22 protein-coding genes, 1 tRNA gene and 1 pseudogene are annotated in these 24627 nt (G+C 49.8%); 5 read left to right on the top strand and 19 right to left on the bottom strand.

The annotated features are described in order from the left end of the window. The first annotated feature begins 154 nt into the window (after positions 1-154). The gene (gene hemH, locus CRG49_RS07190) at positions 155-1168 is read left to right on the top strand and encodes a ferrochelatase (protein ID WP_095503549.1); all 1014 of its coding nucleotides are present in this window, start codon (positions 155-157) and stop codon (positions 1166-1168) included. Between the two features lie 41 nt (positions 1169-1209). On the opposite strand, the gene CRG49_RS07195 is transcribed toward hemH, so the two are convergent. From CRG49_RS07195 to CRG49_RS07205, 3 genes are all read right to left on the bottom strand, one after another. Next, positions 1210-2019, bottom strand: coding sequence for a glycosyltransferase family 2 protein (locus CRG49_RS07195; protein WP_095503548.1), 810 nt, complete (start codon positions 2017-2019; stop codon positions 1210-1212). 72 nt (positions 2020-2091) lie between these two features. Further along, positions 2092-3471 carry a Na+/H+ antiporter NhaC gene (nhaC, locus tag CRG49_RS07200; protein ID WP_095503547.1) on the bottom strand — a complete coding sequence of 460 codons (1380 nt, stop codon included), beginning with the start codon at positions 3469-3471 and terminating at the stop codon, positions 2092-2094. Between the two features lie 170 nt (positions 3472-3641). After that, positions 3642-4856 (bottom strand): sugar MFS transporter, encoded by a 1215-nt coding sequence (locus tag CRG49_RS07205; RefSeq protein ID WP_095503546.1) that lies wholly within the window; start codon positions 4854-4856, stop codon positions 3642-3644. 215 nt (positions 4857-5071) lie between these two features. Between CRG49_RS07205 and CRG49_RS07210 the strand changes: the two genes are divergently transcribed. Then, positions 5072-5491 carry a YqaA family protein gene (locus CRG49_RS07210; RefSeq protein WP_095503545.1) on the top strand — a complete coding sequence of 140 codons (420 nt, stop codon included), beginning with the start codon at positions 5072-5074 and terminating at the stop codon, positions 5489-5491. Between the two features lie 57 nt (positions 5492-5548). On the opposite strand, the gene CRG49_RS07215 is transcribed toward CRG49_RS07210, so the two are convergent. The 4 genes from CRG49_RS07215 to CRG49_RS07230 form a co-directional block, all read right to left on the bottom strand. After that, the gene (locus CRG49_RS07215; RefSeq protein WP_095503550.1) at positions 5549-6742 is read right to left on the bottom strand and encodes an amino acid aminotransferase; all 1194 of its coding nucleotides are present in this window, start codon (positions 6740-6742) and stop codon (positions 5549-5551) included. A gap of 250 nt (positions 6743-6992) precedes the next feature. Next, complete coding sequence (locus CRG49_RS07220) at positions 6993-8471, bottom strand: hypothetical protein (RefSeq protein WP_095503544.1); 1479 nt, start codon at positions 8469-8471, stop codon at positions 6993-6995. Positions 8472-8545: 74 nt separating this feature from the next. Continuing rightward, on the bottom strand, positions 8546-9193 hold the full coding sequence (locus CRG49_RS07225) for an HAD family hydrolase (RefSeq protein WP_095503543.1): 648 nt from the start codon (positions 9191-9193) through the stop codon (positions 8546-8548). A gap of 125 nt (positions 9194-9318) precedes the next feature. Beyond that, positions 9319-10146, bottom strand: a complete 828-nt coding sequence (locus CRG49_RS07230) for a ferritin-like domain-containing protein (protein ID WP_095503542.1) — start codon at positions 10144-10146, stop codon at positions 9319-9321. Between the two features lie 303 nt (positions 10147-10449). Here CRG49_RS07230 and lolA point away from each other — a divergent pair, with 303 nt between their 5' ends. Further along, entirely contained in the window at positions 10450-11070 is a 621-nt protein-coding gene (gene lolA / locus CRG49_RS07235; RefSeq protein WP_095503541.1) for an outer membrane lipoprotein chaperone LolA, read from the top strand. A gap of 77 nt (positions 11071-11147) precedes the next feature. Here lolA and trmA read toward each other — a convergent pair whose 3' ends face one another. The 10 genes from trmA to folP all read right to left on the bottom strand — a co-directional run bounded on the left by trmA (position 11148) and on the right by folP (position 21823). After that, positions 11148-12245, bottom strand: coding sequence for a tRNA (uridine(54)-C5)-methyltransferase TrmA (gene trmA, locus CRG49_RS07240; RefSeq protein WP_095503540.1), 1098 nt, complete (start codon positions 12243-12245; stop codon positions 11148-11150). Between the two features lie 301 nt (positions 12246-12546). After that, positions 12547-14079: a phosphate acetyltransferase gene (gene pta, locus CRG49_RS07245; RefSeq protein WP_095503539.1), complete on the bottom strand. Its 1533-nt coding sequence runs from the start codon at positions 14077-14079 to the stop codon at positions 12547-12549. A gap of 224 nt (positions 14080-14303) precedes the next feature. Beyond that, entirely contained in the window at positions 14304-15380 is a 1077-nt protein-coding gene (prfA, locus tag CRG49_RS07250; RefSeq protein ID WP_095503538.1) for a peptide chain release factor 1, read from the bottom strand. Between the two features lie 82 nt (positions 15381-15462). Beyond that, on the bottom strand, positions 15463-16008 hold the full coding sequence (locus CRG49_RS07255; RefSeq protein WP_095503537.1) for a hypothetical protein: 546 nt from the start codon (positions 16006-16008) through the stop codon (positions 15463-15465). A gap of 51 nt (positions 16009-16059) precedes the next feature. After that, positions 16060-16857: a TatD family hydrolase gene (locus CRG49_RS07260; RefSeq protein ID WP_095503536.1), complete on the bottom strand. Its 798-nt coding sequence runs from the start codon at positions 16855-16857 to the stop codon at positions 16060-16062. Between the two features lie 40 nt (positions 16858-16897). Beyond that, positions 16898-17896: an asparaginase gene (locus CRG49_RS07265; protein ID WP_095503535.1), complete on the bottom strand. Its 999-nt coding sequence runs from the start codon at positions 17894-17896 to the stop codon at positions 16898-16900. A gap of 212 nt (positions 17897-18108) precedes the next feature. Next, entirely contained in the window at positions 18109-18408 is a 300-nt protein-coding gene (locus tag CRG49_RS07270; protein WP_095503534.1) for a hypothetical protein, read from the bottom strand. Between the two features lie 162 nt (positions 18409-18570). Then, positions 18571-19260 (bottom strand): DedA family protein, encoded by a 690-nt coding sequence (locus CRG49_RS07275; protein WP_095503533.1) that lies wholly within the window; start codon positions 19258-19260, stop codon positions 18571-18573. A gap of 224 nt (positions 19261-19484) precedes the next feature. Continuing rightward, a complete protein-coding gene (gene glmM / locus CRG49_RS07280) occupies positions 19485-20825 on the bottom strand; it encodes a phosphoglucosamine mutase (protein WP_095503532.1) in 1341 nt (446 codons plus the stop codon). A 152-nt stretch (positions 20826-20977) separates the two neighbouring features. After that, positions 20978-21823, bottom strand: coding sequence for a dihydropteroate synthase (gene folP, locus CRG49_RS07285; protein ID WP_095503531.1), 846 nt, complete (start codon positions 21821-21823; stop codon positions 20978-20980). A gap of 175 nt (positions 21824-21998) precedes the next feature. On the opposite strand from folP, the gene CRG49_RS07290 reads away from it, so the two are divergent. Then, complete coding sequence (locus CRG49_RS07290; RefSeq protein WP_095503530.1) at positions 21999-23192, top strand: amino acid aminotransferase; 1194 nt, start codon at positions 21999-22001, stop codon at positions 23190-23192. Positions 23193-23270: 78 nt separating this feature from the next. Here the strand turns inward: CRG49_RS07290 and CRG49_RS07295 are convergent. Beyond that, positions 23271-23346: transfer RNA gene (locus CRG49_RS07295), tRNA-Arg, on the bottom strand. Positions 23347-23631: 285 nt separating this feature from the next. On the opposite strand from CRG49_RS07295, the gene CRG49_RS07300 reads away from it, so the two are divergent. Beyond that, complete coding sequence (locus tag CRG49_RS07300; protein WP_095503529.1) at positions 23632-24474, top strand: cytochrome c5 family protein; 843 nt, start codon at positions 23632-23634, stop codon at positions 24472-24474. A 75-nt stretch (positions 24475-24549) separates the two neighbouring features. Here CRG49_RS07300 and CRG49_RS07305 read toward each other — a convergent pair. Continuing rightward, positions 24550-24627 (bottom strand): annotated as a pseudogene (locus tag CRG49_RS07305) (IS1595 family transposase); the annotation flags it as partial.

Genomic DNA, 24627 nt, shown 5'->3' on the forward strand with positions numbered 1-24627 from the left:
CCGCCGACCGAGAAAGACATTGGACTATGAGACACCGGGTGATCTGTTTTCAGCAGCCCTTGCCAATGGCATTTGAGCGTTGCACTTGAAATGCGAATGTAAGGGCCTTTTTATTGCTATAATTTCTCACTTCCTTTTTTCGCGAAAGCCAGCCATGCCGCATTTTTTAACCGAACCTACCCTTTCTTACGAGCAGCAAAACAAAACCGCCGTGGTCTTGATGAATTTAGGCACACCCGATGCGCCGACCGCGCAAGCCGTGCGCCCGTATTTGAAGGATTTTTTGTCTGACCAGCGTGTGGTGGAATTGCCGAAACTGATTTGGCAACCAATTTTGCGCTGTTTGGTGTTGACTTTGCGCCCGAAAAAAAGCGCGCATGGTTATGAAAAAATCTGGTTTAAAGAAGGCTCACCTTTAGCAGTTTATACCGAACGTCAAACCAAGGCATTGGCGGCGGCGCTGCCCAATGTCATCGTGCGCCATGCCATGACTTACGGTAATCCGGGTGTGCCGGAAGTGTTGCAAGAATTAAAAAATCAAGGCGTGGGCAATGTGTTGGTGATTCCGCTGTATCCACAATATGCTGCTTCGAGCACCGGCGCGGCCTTGGATAAGGTGCTTGCCGAGTTGCTGCAACAGCGCAACCAAATGAGCGTGCGCACCGTATCGCGTTTTTATGATGATGCCGGCTACATCGAAGCAATGAAACAGCATATCCAAGCTTATTGGGCGGAACATGGCCGCGGCGAGAAACTGATGCTGAGTTTCCACGGCATTCCACAGAAAAATCATGATGATGGCGACCCTTACCCGAAAGAATGCCACCACACCGCCAAACTGCTGGCTGAAGCCTTGGGCTTGAGTGAAAACGAATACATCGTTTCGTTCCAAAGCCAATTCGGCAAGGCTAAATGGGTGGGGCCGAGCACGCAGGATTTGTTTAATGAATTGCCCAAACAAGGCGTGACCAAATTAGATGTGTTCTGCCCGGGCTTCTTGGCCGATTGTTTGGAAACCATGGAAGAAATCGCCCTGATGGGACGCGAACAATTTCACGAAGCCGGTGGCAAACAATATCAGTTTATTCCGTGCTTAAACGATAGTCCGGCATGGGTGAATGCGCTGGCCGAATTGGCGAAAAAGAATTTACAAGGTTGGGTAGAATAGTACAAGGCCGTTTGAAAAAATATTTTTCAGACGGCCTTTTATTATTGATTTTGATACGTTGTGGTGAGCGCCATGATGCCGCTTTGTTCGAATGCACCGTGCGCCTTAACTTCAGCCAGACGGCGGCAAATACTGTCGGTCACCGCTTCCGCTTGTTGGCGGTGTGCTTCGGTTAAACCATCGATGCTTTTACCGTAAAGCGCCGAATCCAGCAATCTTTCCGCATGAATGCCCGAGCGGTAAATATGGCGCACCGCAGCATCATGCTTGCCGAACAAAGTGCCCACCACGCTGCTGCGGGTAAAAGCAATGCCAAGTGCGACATCTTCGCCACCAAACTGACGAAACAAGGCATCTTGCGGAAAACCACCGGCTGCCAGAAAAATGCTGCGGCGACACACTATATTGCCGCCTACGGTCATTTCAAGCCGCTGCCATGCTTGGGCAAAATCGGCATGTTGCAGATAATGCGCCGGAAAGCCAATCGGGCTGCATTTCAAACGCACCATACCGAGATAGGAAAATTGTGCCAAGGCTATGTAGGCAGCGGTCAGCACCTGCAGCTCATATTCGTCATCAGCATCCAAAAACGCAATCAAATCGGCTTGGCTTTGCAGCGCACCCCAGTTGCGCGCCTTCGCTGCCCCACCGTTTTGCGCCAAATATTCGGTGCGCACTTGTGGATATTGCGCAGCCAAAGCCGCCATCACATCGCGCGTATTGTCGGTAGACGCATCATCGACCAGCCATACATTTTGCACTTCGGCTTGCCTTAATGCGCTTTTGACCGCCGTCTCTAAGGTTGCAGCGGCGTTGTAACAAGGAATAATGACATCTAAACTGGGTTGCATTGTGGGTTCTTTTCAATCAAAAGGCCGTCTGAAAATACTTGTTTTATTTTCAGACGGCCTTTGTTGTCAATATTATTTTTTAGTCAGGGTCAAACCTGTCCAACCAAAAACCAGCGTCAAAATCAGGCTCAAATAGCAGAAGAAGGCAAACGGCAAGTATTCCCACACCGGCACATTCAAGGTTTGGCTAATAAATACGCCGCACACGCTCCAAGGCACCAAAGGATTGATGACCGTGCCCGCATCTTCCAGCGTGCGCGACAGATTGCGCTGGTGCAGGCCGAGTTTGTCATAAACCGGCTTGAAAGTTTCACCGGCAAGCAGAATACTCAAGTATTGCTCGCCAATCAAAATATTCACGCCCAAAGATGTGGCTGCCACGCTGAAGGTGGCGCGGCTGATGTTGGTCAGGAAATTACGGATAATGTCGAGCAAAGCCGGAATCACGCCCAAGGCAAACAGCAAACCGCCCAAGCTCATGCCCAAAATCACGATGGTCTGCGTGAAGAACATACTTTCCAAGCCGCCGCGTGAAATCAGGCGGGTAATGTCTTTAAATTGCTCGCCTTCCAGCTTGTAGCCGCCGAAGAACCATGCGCCCAATTGCTGCAAATCAGGGCTGCTGTGGAAATACGTGACCACCAAAGCGGCAATGGTACAGAAAATCATTGATACCACTGCGTTCACGCGCATCATCGCCAATACCGCCAGCAAAGCAAACGGAATCAGCGAATCCAAATGCACCAAGCCTGTGGCTTCCAAGGCATTGCGGAAATTTTCAATATTGTTCAAATCATCAATCGCTACCGTCGGCAACACCCACAACATCAAGGCCGCGCTGATCAACCAGGCCGGAATGGTGGTGTACATCATGTTTCTGATGTGTTCAAACAAATCAATGCCGACAATCGAAGCGGCAATACCGGTGGTGTCCGACAAAGGCGACATTTTATCGCCGAAAAACGCGCCTGACACAATGGCACCAGCGGTCATCGCCAGATTGGCTTCAAACGCGGTGGCAATGCCCATAAAGGCCACACCGACTGTGGCGCAGGTGGTGAAACTGCTGCCCACCGCCACACCGACCACCGAACACAAGGCAAACGCCGAGAAGTAAAAATAAGTCGGAGAAATCAAGCCGAAGCCGTGATACATCAGCGTCGGAATCGCACCGCTCATCATCAGCGCGCTTACCATCAAACCAATAAAGAAAAACAGATACACCGCGCCCATGCCTTGACTGATGGCCTGAATCATGCCGTTTTGCATGTCGTTGTATTTCAAACCACGACACAAACCATACAAAATCAGGACAATAATCGCGCTGATAATCGACATATGCGGCAGCCAGCCGAGTGAAATAATGGTAAAACCCATCATGGCCACCAGTAAAACCGCTACCACCACCGCTTCTAAGCGCGGCATGTCAAGCAGTGATTTAAAGCTGAACATATTCTGTTTCCTATCTTTGAGACATTTGGCATTTTATCGGGTTTACGTCATTTTACAAACAATTTTTTACCTTAGTCGCATGTTTTCATCAAAATATTATCATGAGATGATTGCCCCGCAAACAAAAAGACCGTCTGAATTTCAGACGGCCTTTTCAAAACAAACCGGTTTTATGCTTCGTCGGCTTTGTAGCCTTTTACTGCAAAGAAAACGATGTACACATAGCAGATTGCCGATACGATGTAAGAAGGCAACAGGCCATAAGTATCGGCCACCCAACCTTGTACCACCGGTACAATCGCACCACCCACAATCGCGGTACAAATCACGCCGGAAGCAGTGCCGGTGAATTTGCCCAAACCTTTGGTTGCCAAAGAGAAGATGGTCGGGAACATAATTGAGTTGAAGAAACCGATCAGCAACAATGCCCACATGGTTACAGCACCACCACCTGCCAAAATCGCAATAATAATCAACGAAATGGCTACAGTTGCATTAAAGGCCAGATATTTGTTTGGCGCAATTTTGTTCATCAAAGCCGAACCTACGAAACGACCCACCATCGCGCCGCCCCAGTAAATCGACAAGTATGCTGCGCCAGTACTGTGGTTCAAGCCGGCCAAGGCTTCCAAAGCGTTAATCATCATTGAGCCGATGGCTACTTCCGCACCCACGTAGCAAAAAATACCGGCCGCACCGAATACCATGTGTTTGTATTGCCACACGCTGGTTTTACCGTCGTGATTGGCTTCGGTTTCTTCTTGAGCGATTTTGCGCGCATCCGGCAACTTAATCATGGCAACAGCCACCGCCAGCAACAACATAAAGCCGGCCAAGCCCAAGTAAGGGATTTGCACAGAAGAAATGCGTTCGGCTTCAGAAGCAGTTGCGTCCACAAAAATCAACATTGCGCCCAGCGGCGGCGCAATCATGGTCGCCAATGAGTTAAACGCCTGAATCAAGGTCAGAGTGGTTGACTCTTTGCCTTTTGGCGCAAGCAAGGTTACATAAGGGTTACCCGCCACTTGCAGCAATACAATACCGCTGGCCAAAATAAACAAAGCGCCCAAAAATACCGCATAAGAGTGGCTGCCGGCGGCTGGATAGAACAGCAAACAACCTACCGCTGCTACGACAAAACCGCCAATCACACCGGTTTTGTAGCCGAATTTTTCAACAAAATGACCCATCGGAATCGACATAATCGCATACGCGCTGAAGAAACAAAATTGAATCAACATCGCCTGTACATAAGTCAGGTTGAAAATTTCTTTCAAATGAGGAATCAAAATATCATTCATGCAGGTGATGAAACCCAGCATGAAGAAGAGAGAACCCAATACCGTTAAAGCCGGGGTATTGCCTTTATGAGTTTGCGCAGACATGAGGTGCCTTTCGTCTTATTGTAATCAAATTAAATTAATACAGTTAACTTACGTTAATTTAAGATGAAATCATACTGATATTTTGTTATTTTGCAAACCATTATTTCTGCAATTTTGTCAGAATTGCCATAAAATTGTGGTAAATCAAATAATATTGTTGTTTGAACTGCTTACAGCCCACTTTCATCGTTATATTCCTACAGAATAATTTCAACATGTCTTTACTTTACGCTTACATTCCCTTGGCTTTTTCCGCTTTCACTTCCGCCACCATTTTGCCCGGCACATCCGAAGCTGCGTTTGCCGTATTTGCGCACCAATTTCCTGTTCATGCTTGGGGTGGATGGCTTTGTGCAGGCTTATTTAATGGCTTGGGTAGCATGGTTTCATACGGCATGGGTCGATTGCTGCCTGATAAAAAAAGGCCGTCTGAAAAAGTGATGCGCTGGTTTGAACGCTATGGCACATGGACGCTGTTGTTGGCTTGGGTGCCAATTATCGGCGATGCGCTGCCAATTGCCGCAGGTTGGTTAAGATTAAATTGGCTAAAATGTGCTGTGATTTTATTGATTGGCAAATTATTGCGCTATGCGGTGATTTTGTGGGGCATACAAGGGCTGATTATCTACACGTAAAACAAAAGGCCGTCTGAAACTTTTCGTTTCAGACGGCCTTGATCATATCAGAAATGCTTACAGCACTTTCACAATGCTTTCGCACAAGTAGTCGATATTGTCATCGGTCATGCCGGCCACGTTGATGCGGCCTGAGCGCACGATATAGATGGCAAATTCATTTTTCAAGCGGTCAACCTGTTCAGGTGTTAAGCCGCTGAATGAGAACATGCCGTTTTGTTCGATGATGAAATCAAAATCTTGTGTCGCTCCTTTGGCTTTCAACAATTCAACAAATTTCTCACGCATAGCTTTGATGCGGCCGCGCATTTCGTCGAGCTCGGCAATCCATTGCGCTTTCAAATCCGCATCTTTCAACACCAGCGCGATGGTATTGGCGCCGTGTGAAGCCGGATTCGAATACAGTGTGCGGATGATGGTTTTAACTTGGCTGTGAACGCGGTTGGCGATGTCTTCATTTTCCGCCACCACGGTGAGCGCACCCACGCGCTCGTTGTACATGCCGAAGTTTTTCGAATACGAGCTGGCAATCAGCAATTCTTTATTGCATTTCAAGAAGCTGCGTAAACCATAAGCATCTTCTTCCAAACCGTTGCCAAAGCCTTGATAAGCAAAGTCGAACAGTGGCAACCAGCCTTTTTCTGCCGACATTTGCGCCAGTTTATCCCATTGCTCAGGCGTTGGGTCGATACCGGTCGGGTTGTGGCAGCAGCCATGCAGCAGCACCACATCGCCTTTTTCGGCTTGGCTCAAGTCTGCAATCAGGCCGTCCCAATCCAGCTTGTGTTCAGCCGCGTTGTAATAGCGGTAATCGCACACTTCAATGCCGACGGCTTTGAAAATGGCATTGTGGTTCGGCCAAGTCGGATTGGAAATCCAAACCTTTTTTACGCCCAACTGGCGTTTGGCCAATTCGGCAGCCACGCGCAATGCGCCGGTGCCGCCCAAGCTTTGTGCGGTTTTGGCGCGGCGGCTGGCGATGATTTCGTGGTCGGCGCCAAACAACAGAATCTGCGTTTGCGCGTTGTATTCGGCCACACCGTCGATGGTCAGGTAGTTTTTGCTGGTTTCGGTGTCCAGCAAGCGTTTTTCCGCTTCTTTTACGGCTTTGACAATCGGGGTTTCGCCTTGGGCGTTTTTATAGACGCCGATGCCGAGATTGACTTTTTCAGGACGGGTTTCGGCTTTAAACGCTTCGCCCAAGCCCAAAATCGGGTCAGCAGGCGCGGCTTGAATGGTATCAAAAAACATGTGTTTGCTCGCTTTGATTTGAAGATCGCGGATCGTTTGGATAAAGTGACGGCGCATTTCTGCCCAACTTTGATTCAAGTTTAACCCGCCATAAAAAATGATAATGTGAAACAGTAACCTTTAAAATTTTACGACTTTTCAGGCCGTCTGAAAACCGGATTTCACTTTATGCCGACAAACTGCAACCTTTTTGCTGCAATCTTTTTGCCACAAAAAAAGCACACTTCAAATCAGTGTGCTTTTTTGAAATTTAAGCGCGGTTGCTGTATTTATAGCCCAAGTTTTCGGCTTCTTCGATGGTGTGGACATACACATCACCATTGGCCATATCCATTCGCACCAAATCATACGGCTCCCATGCGCCTTGGCGAATTTCTTCGTATTTGGCCGGATTTTTATCCGCTAAATAAGGCAGGAAATATTTTTTGCTGCCGCGTTTGCCGGTATGACATTTCACCAGCGGATACGCCTGCAGCGTTAAATCATCCAGCAGCAACACGCCCTGCTCTTGCGCATAAGCCGCTACCTGCTCGGATAATTTCGGTTTGGCGGCCAACACCGCCTGTACATCACCGCGAATAGCGCGTTTATCAATGATGCTCTGCATGTTTTTCACGATGCGGTCGATGACATTATTGACATTGGTTTTGGCCACCACGCCATTACTCCAATATTTGGTTTGCACGAAATGAGTGATGCCGTCTTTTTCGCAAATCAAATCAATGCCGCGATTAGAATTGGCCACACCTTCAGTTAAGCCGTAATATTCCACGCGCCAGCCTGCGCGCTCATAAAGATAGCCGAGATAGCGTTCATAGCGGTCGCCTGCTTCGCGCTTAGACAAATTGCGGCGGTTGGCATATTCCCACAATTCGCGCTCGCGGCCTTTGAGTTCGTCTTCATCCACTTCGGCACGCGGTTCATCGGCAGCAGTGAAACTAGCCGGGAAAACGGCAGCACGCAGTGGCGTGGTCGGTGTATTACGCTCTGCTGCGGCAACGGCTGCTTGTGGCGTTGTTGATGCAACGGTTTCAACTTCAACCACGTCTTGGTCGGCAGCTGGCAAAGTTTCGGCTTCGGCCAATGCTGCTTGATTGGATGCCACTTCTTCTACTTCAGCCGCTTGATGATTTTCAGACGGCATCTGTTGTGATGGTGTTTCAGACGGCGTTTTATTAAATGTTTCGGTTTCAACAGATTCTACTGTTTCGTCTTCCTCTTCATCATCTTCGCTTGGCAATTCTTCTTCTGCAATCAGGCGGGCATGGCGTTCGAGCAATTCGCTAAAAGCATCTGTCCATTGGCGCCATTCTTGAGAAGTGATTGAATTGCCGTGTTTTTCATAAAATGCTTCTTCAAAATACATGCGGTATTTGAGCTGCTCTTTGCGGATTAATGCTTCTTCATCGCCAGAAAATTCCGATTTCACTTGCAGCTTGGTTTCCCATGCCAACACGTCTTTTTCAAATTTGGCGTAAGCCGCTTTGATTTTATTTAAATCGTTGTCGGAAATATCGGCTTGGTCTGTTTCCAATGGTTCATCGCCGTGATTGGCCACCACCGCCACCTGCATTTTTTCTTTCGCCGCCTGACGCGACAACGCATTTTCCTGCTCGAGCTGCTTTTCGGCCTCAAGCTTGGCTTTTTTACGTCGTTCCGCCCAACTCAATATCACGGCCAAAGCCACAATCAGTAATACAATCAACCCTATGATTAAAATAACATCCATTTTAGATACTTTGTTTTGTATGGTTTAATTTATGCTAAAGGCCGTCTGAATGTTTCAGACGGCATTGGTTTGTTTTACAAAATGGCCAATAAATCCATCGGCCTATCAATACGCGCGTCTTGCAACCACGCTTCTGTGTCGTCGGTTTCGGCGATATAGCCCCAATTAACCAACACCGCTTTCATACCGGCATTTTTGGCTGCCTGCATATCGCGTTCGGCATCGCCCAAATACACGCAATCTTCGGGCTTCACGTCGATTTGCTCGCACGCGTGCAACATCGGTTTCACATTCGGCTTGGCCACGCCGCAAGTATCGCCGCTTACCACCACCGCAGGCGGCACGGCAAAACCAAGCTTAGGCACCAATTTATCGGTAAACTGCGCCGGCTTATTGGTGATGATGCCCCATGCCAAGCCGCGTTGATCGAGTTCGCGCAGTAAATCGTTTACCCCTTCAAACAACATGGTTTCATCGGCATAGCATTCATCATAGCGGTCAAGAAAAGCCTGCCGCCATTGCGGATGCTCGGGATGCTCGGGCGTAATACCCGCGCCCATTTTCAGCAAACCATTAGCGCCATGACTGGCGAACGGGCGGATTTCATCCATCGTTTTCTCGGCCAAACCATTGGCGCGTAATACAAAATTCAATGCACCGCCCAAATCCAGCGCGGTGTCGGCAAGTGTGCCGTCTAAGTCGAATAATACGGCTTGGGTCATGAATCTTCCTTATAAAAAAAGGCCGTCTGAACAGATGTAAACTTCAGACGGCATATTTTAACAGATTTTAATGATGTTCGCCCTGCGCATATCGGCAACCGTTTTACAAATGGCACACTTACTTTTCAGACGGCCTTTCCTGCTTTCAAGCTTTCCTCAAAATCTTCCAGCATCGCCAGTTCAAATGCGCTAAAACCTGCCTTTTCCCGCGCTTCGATATTCACATAACCACGGAAAATAAACATATCGTAACGCGCAATCAATTGGCGGAATAAAGCAATCGGTTCCAAACCGCGTTCGCGGCATAAATACTGATACCAATGATTACCAAATTGCACATGGCCGACTTCGTCGCGGTGAATGATGTCCAACACCGCACAGGTTTCCGCATCGCCGCGCTGCTCTACTTTGGCACGAATCCCCGGTGTCACGTCCAAACCACGCGCTTCCAACACGCGCGGCACCAAGGCCATGCGCAGTAAGGGATCATAAGCGGTTTTATAAGCCATGTCCCACAAATGATTGTGCGCCTCAAAATCGCCATAATCAAAACCATAATGGCGCAAACGATCACGCATCAGGTTGAAATGGTAAACTTCTTCTTTCGCCACCTGTATCCAATCGCGGGTAAACTGCGTCGGCAGCAGACGGAAACGATAAGCCGCGTCTAAAGCCAGATTGATGGCATTAAATTCAATATGCGCAATCGCGTGCAACAGCGCACCATACCCTTCCGGCGTGGTCATCTTGCGCGGCTTTACCGCCGAAGCAGGCACCAAATCCGGCTTTTGCGGCCGACCGGCAAAACGAAAGTCCAACGGCGGATGCGTGCCGTCATCAATTAACTCGGCATGTTGGATTTCGGCAAACAATTGATTGGTCAACGCGCTTTTCTCATCGGGATCACTGGATAGCAAAGCACGCTCAAGCAAAGCATAAGGGCTGTAAGGCATGATGTTTCTCAAAACGATGGAAGCTCCTATTATAACGTGACACCCTTTTTCAGACGGCCTAGTCTTTATACCAATCTTCATGCATTGTTGTGTAAAGCACAACGTAAATGCCGCTTTTCCTACCATTCCGGAATTAAAAAAATGTGAAAAAATATCCGCTTAACCACATAAAAACAACCAAGATTCAACTCCCTAAACTCAAATTCACACCTTTACAAAAATTAAATGCGCATACCGCCCCTTGTAAGCCGCGAAATTACGCCTATACTTAAGCCATCTTCCCCTAAACGAAGGAAACGCAGTATGAAACAACAAACCCTTTTGAAATGGATTGCAGCTGTCAGCATGAGCGCAGCCATCGGCTTGGCTCAAGCAGGTGCAGTAGATGCCCTGAAAAAATTCAACAGCGATTCAGACGGCATCAGCGGCAACTTCAGCCAAACCGTCAAAAGCAAAAAGAAAACCCAAACCACCCACGGCACATTCCAAATCCTGCGCCCGGGTCTGTTTAAATGGGAATACACCAAGCCTTACAAACAAACCATCGTCGGCGATGGCAAAACCATCTGGCTTTACGATGTCGATTTAGCCCAAGTGACCAAATCATCACAAAACCAAGCCATCGGCGACAGCCCTGCCGCGATTTTGTCCAACAAAACCGCTCTTGACAGCAGCTACACGCTGAAAGAAGACGGTTCAGCCAATGGCATTGATTACGTTTTGGCCACACCCAAGAAAAACAACGCCGGCTATCAATACATCCGCATCGGCTTCAAAGGCGACACCTTGGCTGCCATGCAATTGAAAGACAGCTTCGGCAACCAAACCACGATTAACTTCAGTGGCTTGAACACCAAACCTAATCTGTCGCGCAACGCATTCAAATTCACCCCGCCTAAGGGTGTTGATGTGTTAAGTAATTAATTTATTTAAGTTTAAAGGCCGTCTGAAAGATTTCAGACGGCCTTTTGATGTATATCCTGTGGTTTTAGCAACTTACCTTAAGCCATGCGTTGTGTTTTCCATTTCAACAACACACCGCTTTCAATATGGTGCGTAAATGGGAATTGGTCGAACAATGCCGCACGTTCGATGCTGTGGGTTTGCGTGAGCTTCTCGAGATTGCTGCGCAAGGTTTCGGGATTGCAGGAAATGTAAATCACGTTGTCAAATTGCGCTACGAGTTTCAATGTTTCGTCATCAATACCGGCGCGGGGCGGATCGACGAAGATGGTGGAAAACCGATAATCGGCCAGCACCACGCCCTGCTCTTGCAGGCGGCGGAATTCGCGGTTTTGGGTGTAGGCTTCGGTAAATTCTTCGGCCGACAATCGGGCGATTTTGACGTTGTGACTTTGGTTGGCTTCGATGTTCCACAGCGAGGCGTTGACCGATGTTTTCGAGACTTCGGTCGCCAATACGCGTTGGAACTGCTTGGCTAAAGGCAGGGTGAAATTGCCGTTGCCGCAATAAAGCTCGAGCATATCGCCGCCCAGACCTTCTGCGGATTCACACGCCCATGCCAGCATTTTTTCACACACGCGCGCATTGGGCTGGGTGAAGCTGCCTTCGATTTGGCGGTAATGGAAATCTTGATTGCCGACACGCAAGGTTTCGGTGACGAAATCTTGGGTCAACACCAGCTTTTGCCCACGGCTGCGGCCGATAATCCACACGCCCAATTGCTCTTGCAAGGCGCGCGCGGCAGCCTCCCATTCGGCATCGAGCTTTTTGTGGTAAATCATGGTGACCAACATTTCGCCGCTGAGCGTGGCCAAAAATTCGACTGCGTACCAACGGTTTTTCAAAATCGGCTGTTCGTTGACTGCCGCAATCAGGCGCGGCATTAAGGCGTTGATGGCGGTATCGGCGGCAGCAAATTGGTCGCAACGCACCAAGCTCGCGCCGCTGGCCTTTTGTCCGCGCTCGAACATGGCGTAAAAAATCTCGTCGCCTTCGTGCCACACGCGGAATTCTGCACGCATACGGTAATGTTGTTCCGGCGATTCAAATACTTGGATTTCGGGAAAATCGAACCCTTGGAATAATTCTGTTAAATAGCGGATTTTGTCGTTTAACTGCTGTTGGTAAGCGCTCATTCTTTTTTGGCTCTGTGTAGGGATTAGGCTCGGATTATAACCCAATAGGCCGTCTGAAAACATGGCTTCAGTTTTTTTGGGATAACTTATTGCTTATTATTTAAGCAGCGTAATTTTCTCTTTTGTTTTCAAACCATCATCTGATTTATCCACAAGGATTACACAGAAAATGCGGTCGGGGATTGGGATAGATTGCGCCGCATATATGTGGATATAGTCGTTTAAAACAAACTATGCCAAACAAAAAGCCGTCTGAAACTTTTCAGACGGCCTTGATAAAGTTTATCGCAATTTCAAGCGATTAGGCTTCCATTTGCGCTGCTTGGATGGCAGTCAGCGCGATGGTGTACACGATGTCGTCCACCAATGCGCCGCGCGACAAGTCGTTTACCGGCTTGCGCAAACCTTGCAGCATTGGGCCCACGCTCAATACGTTAGCATTGCGTTGAACCGCTTTGTAAGTACAGTTGCCAGTGTTCAAATCTGGGAACACCAACACAGTCGCCTGACCGGCAACCGCGCTGTTTGGTGCTTTAGATTTGGCCACGCTTGGTACGGTAGCGGCATCGTATTGCAATGGGCCGTCAATCGCCAAATCAGGGCGTTTTTGTTGCGCAATTTGGGTGGCTTGTGCCACGGCTTCTACGTCAGGGCCGGCGCCGGAAGTGCCGGTTGAGTAAGAAATCATCGCTACTTTCGGCTCGATACCGAAGGCTTTGGCTGAATCGGCAGACTGAATGGCGATGTCGGCCAATTGTTCAGGCGTTGGGTTCGGATTGACCGCGCAGTCGCCGTACACCAAAACTTGGTTTGGCAGCAACATGAAGAAAATGCTCGATACCAAGCTCGCGCCCGGTGCGGTTTTAATCAATTGCAATGCAGGGCGGATGGTATTGGCGGTGGTGTGCACTGCACCAGAAACCAAGCCGTCCACATCGTTTTGCGCCATCATCATGGTGCCCAACACCACGGTATCTTGCAGCTGCTCACGCGCTTGCTCTTCGGTCAGACCTTTGCTCTTACGCAGTTCGCACATCGGCGCAACGTATTGCTCAATCAAATCGGCAGGATCGATGATTTCCAAAGAATCCGGCAAGTTGATGTGGCGCTCTTTGGCCACAGCTTCCACTTCGGCACGCGGCGCCAGCAATACGCAGCGGGCAATGCCTTTTTCATGACAAATCGCCGCCGCTTGCACGGTACGCGGCTCGGCACCTTCCGGCAACACGATGCGTTTGTTGGCTTTATGGGCGGTGTCCATCATGTTCACGCGGAATTGTGATGGTGATAAGCGGTTGCGGCCGCGGTTGGCCAACTCGTTCACATCGCCCAATTGCTCGGTTGAACCAAAGAAAGTCAAACCGGTTTGCTCGGCAGCGGCTTTGCCCACGCCCGGTGCGGCATTGTCCAACACGAAACCGGCCAATACACCCGGCGCGGTGATGTAAGATTGCTTAGCCAGATTCAATTTTTGCACGATGTCGTCAACGTCGGTTTCGCACAATTCGTTTTCTTCGTCGCACGCGCCCACAGCAAACACCACCGCTGCATCCAACGACAAGGCCAATTCAAAGTTTTTGGTGGCCAAGAATACTTTATCCGCATTTGGACGAATGCCTTTAATGACCACGTTTTCCGCGTTCATTTCGCTGATTTTGCCCACCAGCGCGTCCAACCAGTCGTCGCTTTTACCTTGCGCCAACAGCTTTTCGCCAAAGCCGTTTTCATCTAATGCGCGCAGGGCTTGGGCATTCGGCAATGCAGCCGCCAAAGCCTGAGTGGTCGCCCAGCTGTCGATGCGGGCGGAAACGGGTACAACCAATACGTTTGACATGTTTGTTCCTTTTCGTGGGGATAAAAAAGATAAATTCGCGCCCATTTTAGCACTTCAGCGCAGCGGTTTACACCGATTACAACGGAATTTCAGGTTAAATCGACTTAACTTTGTTTGAAATCAGATAAAATTTTTAGCTTATAATGATATGAATAAACCAAGGCCGTCTGAAAGGGTAACACTTTCAGACGGCCTTGATGCTTATTTCGTTGCTTTCATCACCATCAATCGCCCATCGCCGCAAGTAACTCGGCTTGATGCTCGGCAATCAGTGCATTGGTCAATTCTTCCAAATCGCCATCCATGATGAAATCAAGCTTGTGCAAGGTCAGGTTGATGCGGTGGTCCGTGACGCGGCCTTGCGGGTAGTTGTAGGTGCGGATGCGTTCGCTACGGTCGCCGCTGCCGATTAAGCTCTTGCGCTCGGCAGCTTCTTTGGCTTGGGCTTCGCGCTTTTGGGCATCGTTCAAACGCGCCGCCAACACTTTCATCGCCTGCGCTTTATTGGCGTGTTGGCTACGGCCGTCTTGGCATTCAACCACCATGCCGGTCGGCAAGTGGGTAATGCGCACGGCGGAATCGGTTTTGTTGATGTGCTGACCGCCTGCGCCTGATGCGCGGAACGTATCGATGCGCAAATCAGCGGCGTTTAATTCAATGTCTTCCAACTCATCGGCTTCAGGCATCACAGCAACGGTACACGCCGATGTGTGGATGCGGCCTTGGCTTTCGGTGGCAGGAACACGCTGCACACGGTGGCCGCCGGATTCAAATTTCAGACGGCTGTATGCGCCCAAGCCGACAATACGGGCAATCACTTCTTTATAGCCGCCTAACTCGCTTTCGTTGGCCGACACGATTTCCACCTGCCAGCGGTTGCGCTCGGCGTAGCGGCTGTACATGCGCAATAAATCGCCGGCAAACAAAGCCGCTTCATCGCCACCGGTACCGGCGCGCACTTCGATGAAAATGTTTTTGTCGTCATCGGCATCTTTAGGCAGTAGCAGCTTTTGCAGCTCGACATCCAATTCTTCAATCAGCGCATTGGCCGCTTCGATTTCTTCGGCGGCAAATTCTTTCATATCCGGATCGGCCAACATTTCCTGCGCCTCCACCACATCGCTTTGCGCCTGCTGATATTTTTGGAACACTTCTACCACCGGCGTCAGCTCGGCGTGTTCGCGCGTGAGCTTGCGGTAGTTGTCCATATCATCAGTGGCTTCGGGCTGGCCGAGCAGATGGGTAACTTCTTCCAAACGTTCGCTAAGTTGTTGTAATTTTTCTAAAATAGACGGTTTCATATTTTTTCCAAGACAAAGGCCGTCTGAAACACGGGTTCAGACGGCATGAATGGGCATTATTATAAAGTGTTTTAACGTAAATTCAAAAAGATAATATACGCTGTGTCTGCAATTGCTGTACAAAAGTGCTGAGATTGTTTTGCACGGCTTGGTTTAAAGCCTGATTCTGCTCCAAGCTCTCGTGGTGGCTGAAGCCGACCTGAAACGCATTGCCTTCACTTTCGATTTCGGTGGTGAATTTATCGCGGCCACTTTGCATATCGGTCAGGCGGTAGCTCATTTTCGCCGTCGCCTTACTGCGCAAACCGGGCTCTACTTGTAATTTCAACACATCTACCGTCAGGTTCATCGGCTTTTTCACCAACTTGCTGTTGAGCGCCAATGCATCGCCCAAGGCATTTTGCAACTCGCGTCGCATTTCTTCATAAGGCTCGCCATAACATTGCGCACTCAACCACACGCAATGGTTGTAAACATGGGCTTTGTTTTGCTCTTTGATGGTGACTTGAATATTCTGAATGGCATGCTGCTGGCCGACCACAGCCGAATCAATCCGATAATCCGGTTTGACAAATCCGCTGCAACCGCCCAACACCAAAATGCCGGCGATGATGGCCGGAACGTTCATGATGGGAAATCCTCGTGCGTGTCGTGAAAGGTGCAATGTAAAACAGCATGATTATGTTAAGTCGGCAGGTTTAGCCGTTTGTTTGAGCAATTTTGAGATATTTTCTTCAGTTTTACAAGCGATTTCTGCTAAATCAACTCCACTTAATTGCGCCGCGATTTCCGCAATTCGCCGCACATTGGCAGGCGTGTTGGTTTGGTTGTGCAACATAAACGGGCTGTCGGTTTCCAATACCATATCCTGCCAAGCCAGTTTCGCCACCACTTGCCGCACTTTTTTCGCGTTGGGATTGAGCAAAAGCGAGCCGATGCCGATTTTAAAGCCACAACGCAGCAAAATTTGCGCCTCTTCCACGCTGCCGGAAAACGCGTGCGCTATGCCGCCTTGGGTAAAACCGGTCTGCTTCACCACCTCGGCAATCGCAGCGGTGGCTTTGACATTGTGTACAATCACCGGCCTTTGCCATTTTTGCGCCAATTCAAGCTGGCGGCAGAATGCTTCGATTTGTTGCTGCTTTTGCGTTTCAGACGGCCTGTTCACCAGAAAATCCAAGCCGGTTTCGCCCACCCATGCTTGCGGATAGCGCTGCAATAAGCGTTCAAGTTCGGCAAAATCCTGCGACTCGGCATTCTCGGCAAACCACGGATGAATGCCCAAAGCAATATGCACACGCTGTTCAGACGGCGTGTTCATCGCCAATAATTGCACCACGTCCGCCCAATCGCTGCGCTGCGTGGCAGGCACGATAAAGCGCGTTACGCCCTGCTCGGCCGCTTGCGCCAAAACGTCGGGCAAACGGTCGCGCAAGGCGGGATCGGCAAGGTGGCAATGGCTGTCGGTAAAATTCATCATTAGGCCGTCTGAAAAAATATCTGCATTGGACGCCGTTTCAGACGGCCTCAAGCAAACCGAGTGTGCGTAAGGTTTTTTGCAGGGTTGCGGCGTTCCATTGATTGGATACTGCCAAGGTCAACAGCGCGGTGGCGGTTTCCAAATTGCACTTACCGCCATTCACCACACCAGCTTGCCGCAACGCGCTGCCTTGGGCGTACACCGCAGCGGCGCATCCTTGTTTGACTTGGCTGATGTTGAGTAACAAGCCGCCGCGTTCGGTAAAGCTTTGCACCGCTTGGATAAACGTGGCATCGCTTGGCGCATTGCCGTGGCCGAAGCTTTGTAAAACCACCGCTTGCGCATCGGTGTGCAACAGGCCATCTGAACAATATTGCGCGCTGAAACCGGGAATCAAGGTTTGACAAACCACTTTCGCTTGCGTATCGAGCGATAGGATATTGAGGCCGTCTGAAACGGATTGGGTGCGTTCAGACGGCCTTGCCAGCCATTGCCAGTCCGATTGCTGCCATTGTGCAAGCGCGCCAAAATGCGGATTGTCGAATCCGGCGGCGGTTTCGGTGCTGACTTTGCTGCTGCCGACAGCAGGAAACACTTTGCCGTTAAACGCAATCAGCACTTGCGGTAAAGACAATTCAAATGCGGCAACAGCGGTGGCCAAGTTCAGCGGCGCATCGCTTTCGGGTGCGTCATACGGCCATTGCGAGCCGGTCAATATTACCGGCTTGTCTAAGCCTTGCAAGGCGAGCGCGAGCAGGTTGGCGGTGTAGGCCATGGTGTCGGTGCCATGCAATATCAGTATGCCGTCGTATTGCGGAATTTTTTCAGCCAGCAATGCCAGCCAGTCGCGCCAATGGCTCAAATTCACCGCTGATGAGTCAATTAAAGGATCGCACACATGCCAATCAAATTGAAGGCCGTCTGAAAACGGTTGCAGGGCTTTGCCGACTAAATCGGTATCAGGGCGTAAACCGTCGCTGCTGCTGCGCATGCCGATGGTGCCGCCGGTGTAGAGAACGAAGATTTTTTGTGTCATGGGTTTCACTCGAAAATAAAGGCTGAAACCTTTGTAAAATTCGTCAATTTTTAGGAATCTTTAAACCGTCATTCCCGCCTACGCGGGAATGACGGGCATAGTTTTCTTAGTTCAAATTAAGTTTTGCAAAAGTTTCAGGCCGTCTGAAAGCGATTTATCCTGCTTTCAGACGGCCTATTGTAACGATATTTATGATTGCAGTTCAAATCTGCTTATTTTTGCCAAGGCCAGCCTTCACATGGACTGGTTTTAAAGCGCACGGAGTGAATCAATTCGCCGACTTCGATTTTACCGTTGCGATTGCGGTCGAGCTGTTTGAATGCGCCGGCATCGCCTGCTTCAAAATCCAAGATTAGACCGGCCGTGTCGACATTCGCCCATTCGCTTGCCGTCAACACACCGTCGCCGTTTTTGTCGTTGGCGCCGATAAATAATTTTGCCGCCAAATCAGGTTTGCATGCTTGCGCGGGTAGCACTGCGCCCAACAGCAAAGCCGTTAATATCCATTTCATTACCTTACTCCCATTGTTCTCTTTATTCGTGATCCACCATCAGGACACAACCGATTTTGCTGATGAATCCATGTCCTTCAGTGGCAAATTATGCCGATGTATGGCCGTAAAAAAAGCATCTGAACGTCAGATGCTTTTTCATGAATAAAGTTTCCGAAAGGTTTAAATATCGGCTTTGGCCTTGGCATTGGCTTTCGCAGCCGCCGCGGCTTTGCGTTTGCGGCGCAATTCTGCCAATTTTTCGTGGTAGAAACGGATGCGCTGGCGTTTGCGCCACCAAAACCATAACAATACGGCAGCGCCAATGCCAATCACCACAAACAAACCGGATTGGAAGCTGTGCACTTTTGCCATCAGCCAGTCGATGTTGTTCGCACCATAATCGCCCAAATACACCCACACCGGCACGGAAATCAAAGCAGCCAAGCCATCCATCATCAAAAAGCGCATGTAGGAAACTTTGCGGCTGATGCCGGCGGTGATGTAAATCGGCGTGCGCAAACCCGGTAAGAAACGGGCGACAAACAACACCCAGTTGCCGTATTTATCGAATTTTTCCTGCACTTGCGCATAGCGCTTCGGTGTCATCACGCGGGCGATGGGTTTGAATTGCAGGATTTTGTGTCCCCAAATGCGGCCGGCGGCAAACATACAACCATCGCCCACCAATACGCCCAACATACCCACCACAACCATGATGTGCACGTTGGTATAGCCCAAACCGGAAATCACGCCGCCGGTAACTAAGGTTACGTCTTCAGGAATAGGCACACCAAAACCGCATGCCAGCAGCACTAAAAAGACTGCGGCATAACCGTATTCAACGAAAAAGGCTTCCAAAAACGCAAACATCGGCAGGTGGTTCTCATCAGTGAAGTAGTTATTCTGGCAGACCGTTTCAGACGGCCTGATATTTGAATGCGGTATAACCGTCGGTTGAATATTGCTATTCTACCAATAGATAAGGCCGTCTGAAAGCATAACAAGCCGATTTCATCAAATATTCATTAAATTAACCGAACGCAACAAAAAAGGCGGCTCGATTCAGCCGCCTTTCGCCATTGATTACAATGGAATTATTTTTTCGCACCCTGAATCGCTGCAGCGATGCGCTCGGCACCTTTTTGCGCCCAGTCGGCTTGTTTGGCTTCCACCATCACACGCACCACAGGCTCGGTACCGGAAGCGCGTAACACCACACGGCCTTTACCTTCCAGCTCTTTTTCCACTTCAGCCAATACGTCTTTAGACGCTTCCTGCCAGTTTTGGCCTTTTTGGATGCGCACGTTAATCATGGTTTGCGGGAATGGCTGCCAATCGGCGCACACAGTGGCCAAGTCCTGACCCAAAATGCGCAATGCCGCCAATACCTGCAAGGCTGAAATCAGGCCGTCGCCGGTGTTGTGTTTGTCCATGCACAAAATATGGCCGCTGGCTTCGCCGCCGATCAACCAGCCGCGTTGGTGTAATTGTTCCAACACATAACGGTCGCCGACTTTAGCACGGCAGAAGTTCACGCCCTGCTCTTTCAAGGCAATTTCCATCGCCATGTTGGTCATCGCGGTGCCAACCACGCCGCCGATTTCGATGCCTTCGCGCGCACGGGCTTTGGCGATAACGTAAATCAGGCTGTCGCCATCGTACACTTTGCCGTTTTTATCGACCATCATCAGGCGGTCGCCGTCACCATCCAAAGCGAGGCCGTAGTCGGCTTCATTTTGTAACACAGCCGCTTGCAGGGTTTTGGTATGGGTAGCGCCGCATTTTTCGTTGATGTTGTAACCATTTGGCTCAGCACCAATGGAAATCACTTTGGCACCCAACTCGTGGAACACTTTCGGCGCCACATCGTAGCCCGCACCATTGGCGGTATCAACCACCAATTTCAAACCGCGCAAATCTAAGTTGGCCGGGAAAGTGGATTTACAAAATTCGATGTAGCGGTCGTCAGCGCCGTTAATACGACACGCACGGCCGAGTTTGTCAGATGGCAGGGTTTTCATTTCCTGATCGATTTTAGCTTCGATCTCCAACTCAATTTCATCAGAAAGCTTCACGCCGCCTTCGGCAAAGAATTTGATACCGTTGTCGGAATAAACATTGTGCGATGCAGAAATCATCACACCGGCCGACAAACGCAAAGCACGGGTCAGATAAGCCACGCCTGGGGTCGGCAGCGGGCCGGTTTGAATCACGTTGACACCGGCTGCGGTGAAACCGGCAATCAGCGCGGCTTCCAGCATATAGCCGGAAATGCGTGTGTCTTTGCCGATTAACACGGTCGGTTTTTGCTCGGCATCATGCTGCACCAGCACCTGACCGGCGGCATAGCCCAGTTTCAACACAAATTCAGGGGTAATCGGAAATTGACCCACTTCACCGCGCACACCGTCGGTACCGAAATATTTTTTTGCCATGGAGATTGCTCCGTTCGTTTGAAATTGGAAAAATTATAAAAGAGATTGCCCGGGCAACAGGCGAAATCTGCCTAACGCGATTAGATGCCGTCTGAAAGGTATAGTTTCATTACACTTGTATTTCAGACGGCATCAAGGTATGTATCCATCGCTTAAACGCCCAACACCTGCCACACTTTCAGCGCATCCGAAGTGGCCTTTACATCATGTACGCGGATAATCTGCGCACCGCGCGCCACGGATGCTAATGCTGCTGCCACGCTGCCGTGAACGCGTTCAGACGGCGTGTTTTCACCGGTCAACCCACCAATCATACTTTTGCGCGACACGCCAATCAACATCGGCAAACCGGTGGCCTGCATCAATTCGGGCAAATGGCGCATCAAAGCGATATTGTGTTGCAGCGTTTTGCCGAAGCCAAAACCCGGATCAAGCGTGATGCGTTCGGCAGCAATACCGGCTTGGGCACACACCGCCACGCGTTCATTTAAATAACGCGCCACTTCGCCGACCACATCTTGATACTGCGGATTATCCTGCATGTTTTTCGGCAAACCCTGCATGTGCATCAGGCAAATACCGATGTCGGGATAACGCACCAACACGTCCACCGCGCCTTCATCGGTCAACGCAGCCACGTCATTGATGATGTCCACACCGCCTTGCGCTAATGCCTGCTGCATAACCACAGCGCGGCGCGTGTCCAAGCTCACCGGCACATTCCATTTGCCGATTTCCGCCAACACCGGCTGCACGCGTTGCCATTCTTCTTCGGGCGACACAGAATCCGAACCCGGCCGTGCAGATTCGCCGCCGATATCGAGAATATCCGCCCCGTCTTTCAACAACTGCTCGGCGTGCCGTAAGGCCGTCTGAACATTTTGCGAATAAGTGCCGCCGTCTGAAAACGAATCCGGCGTGAGGTTCACAATCCCCATGATTTTCGGCGCGACCAAATCAATCTTAAAACGCCCTGCCTGCCAGATGGTTTGCGTCATAAATCTTTCCTTCTCTCAAACGGCTACACATAAACGCGACATTATAACAGGCCGTCTGAAAGCGTTAAATATTCAGATGGCCCGATAATAGAATTGTCAACAATCTTGGTTTATGCCAAAATCCCATTCATCAAAACTTATCCGCCCTATTTTTGAGAGATTCAAAGGAAACATCATGTACCAGCATGTCGAATTCTACCCCGGCGACCCGATTCTAAGCTTGGTCGAAGTGTATAACAACGATGCCCGTCCGGGAAAAGTCAATTTAGGCATCGGCATTTATTTTGACGATGAAGGCAAAATGCCGGTGTTGCAATCGGTGCGTCAGGCGGAAGTGAAACGTGCGGCCGAACCGCGCACCAGCCCTTACCTGCCGATGGAAGGCTTGGGCGCGTATCGTGAGGCGGTACAGCATTTGTTGTTCGGCAAAGGCCATGCTGCCATGAAAGAAAAACGCATCGCCACCATCCAAACCTTGGGCGGCTCGGGCGCATTGAAAATCGGCGCCGATTTTATCCACCGCTGGTTTCCCGATGCCAAAGCCTATGTCAGCGACCCGACCTGGGAAAACCACAAAAGCATTTTTGAAGGCGCTGGCTTTGAAGTCGGCACTTATCCGTATTACGACCCGGCCACCATCGGCGTAAAATTCGATGAAATGGTGGCGTTTTTTGAAACGCTGCCACCAAACAGCGTGCTGATTCTGCATCCGTGCTGCCAAAACCCGACCGGCGTGGACATGACCGAAGCGCAATGGGATAAAGTGTTGGAGGTGATTCAGGCGCGCGGTTTGATTGCGTTTATGGACATTGCCTATCAAGGCTTCGGCGAAGATTTGGACAGCGATGCCTACGCCATCCGCAAAGCCGCCGACATGGGCTTGCCGCTATTTGTGAGCAACTCGTTTTCGAAAAACTTATCACTTTACGGCGAACGCGTTGGCGGCCTGAGCGTGGTTTGCCCGACGCAGGAAGAAGCAGAACTGGTGTTCGGCCAACTGAAATTCACCGTGCGCCGCATTTATTCCAGCCCTGCCGCCCACGGTGCCTATATCGCCGCTGATGTAATGAACACGCCGGAATCGTTTGCGCTGTGGCAAAGCGAAGTGTATGGCATGCGCGACCGCATCCGTGCCATGCGTCAGCGTTTATATGAAGTATTGAGCGCGAAAATTCCGGATAAAGATTTCAGCTACTTCATCAAGCAGCGCGGCATGTTCAGCTACACCGGCTTGACCGAAGCACAGGTAATCCGTTTGCGCGAAGAATTCGGCGTGTATCTCTTGGTTTCCGGCCGCATGTGCGTGGCGGGATTGAATCCGAGCAACGTCGAATATGTGGCCGACGCCTTTGCCGAAGTCTTGAAATAAGACGATAATTTGAAGTAAATCAAAAGGCCGTCTGAAAAAACTTCTCTTTTCAGACGGCCTCTTACATAATAAGCTTTTTGGCGCACCCGACTGGGATCGAACCAGCGACCTTCAGCTTCGGAAACTGATGCTCTTCCAACTGAGCTACGGGTACAGAAAAACGTAAGATTAGCTTAAATTCGGGTGTTTGGCAAAATTAATGTGCCAAGTGAATGAAAGGCTACACACGGCAACAAAATCCAATCTTAAGAATATTTATATATTACAAACTCTTAACTCATGCAAAATTTTTATTTTTAAAGTTTTTTGCAGAATTTCGAGCAGATAGATTGGAAAGCACCTGTTAATTCAGTATAATCCAGCAAAATATTGTTAATTCCGTTTAACAAACCAAATATAACCTTATAGCACAACCTAACCTAACGGCGAGGCCTACCAAATGAAACAACTCAGTAACAGCAAAGCCCAAGGCTCAGCATTGTTCACCCTTGTGAGCGGTATCGTTATTTTGCTCGCGACCGTATTCTTCTTCATCAAGCTGGCCGGCAGCGCGTCATTCAGCGATGTCGACCAAACCACCGAATCAGCCACCCAAACCCGTATTCAGCCGACCGGCCAAATTGTGTTGGGCGACGGTATTCCGGTAGGCGAACGCCAAGGCGAAGCTATCTTCAATAAAATCTGTATCCAATGTCACGCGTCTGACAGCAACGTGCCAAATTCGCCAAAACTGGAAAACAACGCCGAATGGGCGCCACGCATTGCACAAGGTTTCGACACCCTGTTCAACCACGCGCTTAACGGTTTCAACGCCATGCCTGCCAAAGGTGGCGCGGCTGACTTGACCGATCAAGAATTGAAACGCGTGATTGTATTTATGGCCAACAAATCAGGCGGTTCTTTCCCTAACCCTGATGAAGGCGCAGCTACTCCTGCCGAAGCTGCTGCTTCAGATGCCGCTCCTGCTGAAGGCGAAGCCGCTGCAGCACCTGCAGAAGCCGCCCCTGCCGCTGAAGCTGCTGCACCAGCCGCTGCCGGTGTTGACGGTAAAGCAGTTTACGACGGTTTGTGCATGGCCTGTCACGCTTCAGGTGTAGCCGGTGCTCCTAAAGTTGGCGATGCTGCCGATTGGAAAGAACGCTTGGCTCAAGGTAAAGACACTTTGTACAAACACTCAATCGAAGGCTTTACCGGCAAGAAAGGTATGATGCCTGCTAAAGGCGGCAATCCTTCATTGACCGACGACGAAATCAAAGCTGCTGTAGATTACATGATTAAATAATCCTGCTGCGATTTAAATATAAAAAATGCACCGTTAATACGGTGCATTTTTTTAGGGGCTTAGGAAGCAAAAATATTAAATTGGGTTATTTCGAAGCATCTTCATTAATATTTTACCTAAATCTTCATGCCGGTGGTTAAACCTAAACTCCGT

This window comes from Neisseria sp. N95_16 (assembly GCF_002551535.2).
In the GTDB taxonomy this organism is placed as follows: Bacteria; Pseudomonadota; Gammaproteobacteria; order Burkholderiales; family Neisseriaceae; genus Neisseria; species Neisseria brasiliensis.